Source organism: Nitrososphaera sp. (assembly GCF_050748925.1).
Classification (GTDB): domain Archaea; phylum Thermoproteota; class Nitrososphaeria; order Nitrososphaerales; family Nitrososphaeraceae; genus Nitrososphaera.
On the sequence record NZ_JBOGQF010000214.1, the window covers coordinates 1 to 1,848 of the forward strand.

At 55.8% G+C, this 1,848-nt stretch carries 4 protein-coding genes; 2 read left to right on the plus strand and 2 right to left on the minus strand.

What is annotated here, in order from left to right; genetic code table 11:
* A partial coding sequence (locus ACREAY_RS11605; protein WP_431755928.1) for a TatD family hydrolase occupies positions 1–685 on the minus strand: 685 nt, incomplete at its 3' end.
* A 62-nt stretch (positions 686–747) separates the two neighbouring features.
* Here ACREAY_RS11605 and ACREAY_RS11610 point away from each other — a divergent pair.
* Complete coding sequence (locus ACREAY_RS11610) at positions 748–972, plus strand: histone family protein (protein ID WP_431755929.1); 225 nt, start codon at positions 748–750, stop codon at positions 970–972.
* Here the strand turns inward: ACREAY_RS11610 and ACREAY_RS11615 are convergent.
* The gene (locus ACREAY_RS11615) at positions 969–1,214 is read right to left on the minus strand and encodes a hypothetical protein (protein ID WP_431755930.1); all 246 of its coding nucleotides are present in this window, start codon (positions 1,212–1,214) and stop codon (positions 969–971) included. The two genes, ACREAY_RS11610 and ACREAY_RS11615, sit on opposite strands and share 4 nt — an antisense overlap.
* 128 nt (positions 1,215–1,342) lie before the next feature.
* Here ACREAY_RS11615 and ACREAY_RS11620 point away from each other — a divergent pair.
* Positions 1,343–1,848 (plus strand): hypothetical protein (locus tag ACREAY_RS11620; protein ID WP_431755931.1); only part of this gene is annotated, 506 nt, incomplete at its 3' end.

Here is a 1,848-nt window from a genome sequence, read left to right on the forward strand (position 1 = left end):
CAGCAGAGGCTACGACGCTTGCAAGAAACGAGCTGGGCAGCGCAGGCTTGTTCTCAAAGCAGTGCGAGTAGCGCACCGGCCCGTCCGTCTCTACCAGGAATCTGTCCTGCCTCGTGTTTTTCAGCATGACCTTTTTGTCGTCCGAGTAGACGAGCGCAGGCCCGTAAGAGACGTACAGCCCCATGTCCATCGACCTTGCCAGCTGCTTTTTGCTGCCTGCAAACCAGTGCAGGAGGGCGCTTTTGATCTTGTATGAAGGCAGTATCTCCAGTATGTCGTCAAGGGCGCGCCTTGAATGTATAGAGACTGGCTTGTTTGCAGACTCGGCAAGAGAAAGCATAGAGTGGAACACTTTCTTTTGCCTCCCATAGGGGATGCCCCTCTCGGCCTCGTAGGTGCCGTCGAGGCCAATCTCGCCCACGCCGTCTACCGCCCCGATGTTGCTTTTGAAGACTTCTGTGAATTTTTCGAGATCTTCGCTTGCGGCAAACTCGGGATGTATCCCCACAAACTGCCTTACTGCGTCGCGCGAGGAATTGAACAGGCCAAAGCTGTTCAGGGTTGTCGCGGTGTCGACGGTGACAGAGCACGCTACTATGCCCATGGCGCGCAGCGACGCTATCACGTGGCCAATGTAAGGCGAGTATTCGCTGTCCGTCAGGTGGACGTGCGCGTCGCAGAGCAACTGCCAGAAATGAGTGCAAAGCGAAAATAAACTTTTAATCGCCGGGCGCAGCCCTACAGGTGATGTCTTCAGGTCCAGAGTTTGGCCTCGCGGCCATGCACCGCATAATGAAAAAGTCCGGCGCAGAGAGGGTCAGCGACGACGCAGCAGATGAGCTCCGCAAGGTGCTCGAGGAGGCCGCAGAGAGGGTGTCAAGGCAGGCAGTCGAGCTTTCCATCCACGCAGGGAGAAAGACAATCAAGCCGGAAGACATCAGGCTTGCGTCCAAAAACGTGATCAAGGCCTAGGCGAGGCCCATTTCTTTGCGCACTCTGTCGATTACGAGCGACGCGCCGTCGTTGCCTATTATCGAAAGCGCCTTGCGGACCTGCTCTAGCGAGTAGCGCGAGTCCTTGTCAAACTTTATCCCGTGGCTGGCAAGGTCGTCCATAATGTACTGCTTGCCCGCGTCCACAAACATCCTGAGCGTCTTGTCAAGGACTACCCCTAGCCGGGCGCCATCAAGGGTAGTAGTCTCCGGTTCAGGCAAATAGTGACCCTCAAATTGCCTGTCATGCACTATAAAAGGCTTAGTAGGAAATTTGACAGAATAATCGTTCAATCGCCGGACGGCAGCGAACAATCTTTAAAGCCACACGCGTTTACTAAAACCGAGGCTTGGATCTAGAGAGTTTTACAGAAGACGTCACGGCCCTTGCCAGCAAAATGTCCAGAGGCGAGCCGGCGGAAAATGTCGAGCGGCTCGACTTTGTCAGAAACAGGCTCATAGACCTCTACAGCAAAAACCTTGTCAAGATAAACCACTCGGCGATGGAGCTTGTGTGCGCCAAGCACTTGATACGCGACGGCTATACCGTGGACGTCGAAAAGCAGCTGACCGACATACTGGTGTGCGACGTGCATGCGACAAAGGGCGACGGCGCGGCCATAGTCGAGATAGAGACGGGGTTCATACCGCCCGAGCACGCGCTTGACCCGCTCTCCTACTATGCCGCCAGGATTGCAAGCAAGGTGGCGAGGTACAGCAAGCACGCAAACAAGTTCATCCTTGCGACCCCGCCGGTGAGCGTGCTCCCGATCCCGTCGGTTTTCAGGCGGCCGCCCCGCGACAGGGAAGCAGGCGACATAAAGGAGCTGAAGGCGTTTTGCGACAGGTACTATAC

Excerpts from the sequence above, each read along its gene's own strand:
- ACREAY_RS11610 (WP_431755929.1), top strand. The coding sequence starts at position 748 with ATGTCTTCAGGTCCAGAGTTTGGCCTCGCGGCCATGCACCGCATAATG.